Origin of the sequence: Chryseobacterium sp. 2TAF14 (assembly GCF_052115105.1) — a bacterium.
Taxonomy (GTDB): Bacteria; Bacteroidota; Bacteroidia; order Flavobacteriales; family Weeksellaceae; genus Chryseobacterium.
In genome coordinates this window covers 1-3192 of sequence record NZ_JBFRGA010000249.1, presented here as the reverse complement: position 1 = coordinate 3192, position 3192 = coordinate 1, and the positions used below count along the sequence as shown (strand labels likewise).

3 protein-coding genes are annotated in these 3192 nt (G+C 33.9%); 2 read left to right on the top strand and 1 reads right to left on the bottom strand.

Features of this window, described 5'->3' with window-relative positions; translation table 11 throughout:
* The first annotated feature begins 226 nt into the window (after positions 1–226).
* Both AB4Y90_RS16905 and AB4Y90_RS16900 read left to right on the top strand, forming a co-directional pair.
* Complete coding sequence (locus AB4Y90_RS16905; protein WP_441558736.1) at positions 227–496, top strand: hypothetical protein; 270 nt, start codon at positions 227–229, stop codon at positions 494–496.
* 203 nt (positions 497–699) lie between these two features.
* Positions 700–1407 carry a hypothetical protein gene (locus AB4Y90_RS16900; protein WP_441558735.1) on the top strand — a complete coding sequence of 236 codons (708 nt, stop codon included), beginning with the start codon at positions 700–702 and terminating at the stop codon, positions 1405–1407.
* A 37-nt stretch (positions 1408–1444) separates the two neighbouring features.
* On the opposite strand, the gene AB4Y90_RS16895 is transcribed toward AB4Y90_RS16900, so the two are convergent.
* A partial coding sequence (locus AB4Y90_RS16895; RefSeq protein ID WP_441558734.1) for an AAA domain-containing protein occupies positions 1445–3192 on the bottom strand: 1748 nt, incomplete at its 5' end.

Below are 3192 nucleotides of genomic sequence, written 5' to 3'. Positions count from 1 at the left end.
GCCTACAAGGAAAAACCCTGCTAGAAATGCAAACTCTTTAGGTGTTACACAAGTATTGGGTCTTGCGGAAGATGGATTTCCTTTTGTGGGATTAATTCACGTGTCAATCACGGAACCATTATTAGACGAAGAAAAACAAAATATTAAATTTTCAACTCTTTAGGCTAATAGCGGATTAGGAACTGAAGCGGGGAAATCTTTTGACGATTATCTTATTGATGTTAAAATGGATCAGTTTGCATGGTGGTCAAGTGAAAATCAAGTTAAAAGATTAATGAAATTAACACTACCTGATTTCATTGGAATATCTTCTTATGGATTAGAATTTTATAAGGATAATAATATTGTAATTTGTACGTCAGATGTTTATCACCAGAAATTAGCAGCCTGTTCTTTAAATCCAAACACCTCTAATCTACTTGTGCTTAAAATCAAAAATCATTTTCTAAAAAATAGGGAGAAATACCAATTGGTTTTAAATGAAGTTCCTACTTGATTATTATATGATAATCTCTTTCAGCTGGTAGATTATATTAAGGACATCTTTTTAATTTTTTCCTTATTTTTGTGAAAAACTTATAACTCATGAAACAATTACTGCTGTTCTGCGCAGTTCTATTTTTGCATCTTTATTCTTGTCAGCTTAAAATGGATTCAACTGTAATTTTGTATAGTAAGAATTCACTTATCTACCCATCCATGAGCAGTTCTTGCTATGGAAGTGGGGATTATAGTAAGAAGTACGAACCTCAAAATATGCTTTTTGTCACTGAGATTTCTGAGTGCAAAAACTATTCAAGTACAAAGGATATTATTGGTTTTTATTTTGACGGAAAAAAGTATTACATGGTTGATGATGTCGACGATAAAAATGCTTTTTTTGTCAGTGGCAAGCGAAGACAGCTATCAGATCTAAAAAATAAATTCAAAAACTTTTCGCAAGCAGAGATCGACAGTATTGATTCTTGGTCAAAGCGATTATCAGAAGCTTATATGCGTCAGCTTAGAAAAGAAGCTTCTGATAAAGTTTTCAGCAAAGAAAAAAATGGAATCGCCATCCTTGCTGCCCATCCGACAGAAGAATATTCATTTACAGGGGCAAAATTTAAAATATTGAATTTCAGTCGAAAAACAATTAAATACATCACTTTCAATTTCTACGGAAAAAATGCAGTAAATGACAGAGTGGGTAAGAATGTAAGTAGAAAAGGAATTGGGCCGGTCGAAAGTTCAGCAACAGGATCTTGGTTATTTGATGATGTTTGGCTTACTGACATCGTTGAATCCATGAAATTACTTTCAGTAAATATTATTTATATGGATGGTACAACAAGAGTTGTAACAATAACAGATAACCATTGGTTGGATGAAGAAGATTTAGATCATTTAGATCGTCTGCTAGAGTAAAAGTCTAATTGACTAGAGATGTTGTTAATGTCTTTGTTTATAATCGATTTAACGTACTGATTAACTTTTCCTTCTCACCACTACCTGTAGTTGAAAATCTTAACAAAGGAACTTTATACTTGTCTAAAACCTCATTTTTCATACGATCTCTTTCGGCTTGTCGGCTTTCTAGTTTATGATATTCATAGCCGTCAACTTCTATAGCCAGAACAGGATTTTTCCCCAGCTTATTATAGATAAGAAAATCAAGATGTGTGGCATGATGTCTAGCATATTTTTCTTCTTCAGGACTTAATCTGGAAAAATCTAATAGTAAATTTCTCAATGGATAATGCAGAATAATGCCATACTTTGAAAATTGATCATCTGATAAAACTTCCTTAATTAACAGATACATAAGATTCTCGCTATCGAAAACAGATTTCTTTTTTTGATCCGATAAAAGCGCTCTTCTTTTTTCTTCATATCCTTTGTACAGGTAATCAAAAATAGAATGGACTTCACTGTTTATTACCTTAAAATTATTGTAATCAATATAGCGGATCAGGTCTGAGATATTCGTGTCATTATCATTTTCATTTCCATTTACCAACAAAATCAGCTGATCTTTGGCTCTAGAAATGGCTACATTTAGTCGGTTGGGATTGTCGGTAAATTCTGAAATTTCATTGTCTACTGTGGAGAGAATAATCACGTCATTTTCTCTTCCCTGAAATTTATCCACCGTATCAGCTTTGATATCTATTCCCTGAAATGTTCTCTGTAAAGCTAAGGTCTGATTACGGTAAGGGGTTACAATTCCCAGATTGACACCCTCAAGCTTTTGCTGTGGAATGATTTCCTTGATAATTACATCAATCTGCCGCTGATTTTCTCTCTGGCGGGCATGGTTACCTTCAGTTGTTTTATAGACTAATAAAGGTTCTCTTTCTGTCTGTCCTTCCGAAAGGATGATCAACTGATCATTATAAAATTTACGGTTACAAAAATCTATTATTTTAGGATGGCAGCGGTAATGTTCTTTTAACAGGGTTTTAGGCACATTCGGAAATAATTCTGTTACAGACGAAAGCAGGCTATGATTAGAATAGCGATAAGCTTCCGGAATATCATAATTCTTAAAGATCTGATCCGTATTTTCTGCTGTTACAGAATCCACGACATTGGGAAGCTGTTTTAAATCTCCCACAATGACCGCCTGTTTTGCGCAGGATAATGCCAGTACACCCGTTGCAAGATCCACCTGTGAAGATTCATCAACAATCACATAATCGTAGACTACATTTTCAGCGAGGCTTCTTCTTAAAGAGTACGTCGTACTCATAATTACAGGATAATCTTTAATAAATTCTTCTGATTTAAAACGAAGATCCCATTCTGTGTATTCTGAACGTTCCTGTCCTTTATATTTTTGGTAGAGTTTGTTTTTAAACAGTTGCATTGATCCTTCAGTATATTCTTTCATTTTATCATGGAAGGAAAAATGCTGTAACGTATTTTGAAGCTCCTGCTTTCTGATAGTAAGCTCTGAAATTTTTATCCCATAGTATTTTGACTGAACAATTCTGATCATTTCTTCATACGATAAGGTATAAAAAATCTTATCTCTTACCCCATATAAGAAAGGAAATATCAGTTTGCGCCACCAATAAAATCTCTTACTGGTTTTCTCGTACTCCTCCAAGGTAACCCATAATGAAAGCAGCTGATCTGAACTTACATTTCTTTTAAAACGAATTTCGGTTGCTAAAGCGACATCATCCGTAAAATGCTGATGCTCTGTAT

Bases quoted from the DNA above. Each gene is read 5' to 3' on its own strand.
- AB4Y90_RS16905 (WP_441558736.1), top strand. From the start codon at position 227: ATGGATCAGTTTGCATGGTGGTCAAGTGAAAATCAAGTTAAAAGATTA.
- AB4Y90_RS16900 (WP_441558735.1), top strand. From the start codon at position 700: ATGAGCAGTTCTTGCTATGGAAGTGGGGATTATAGTAAGAAGTACGAA.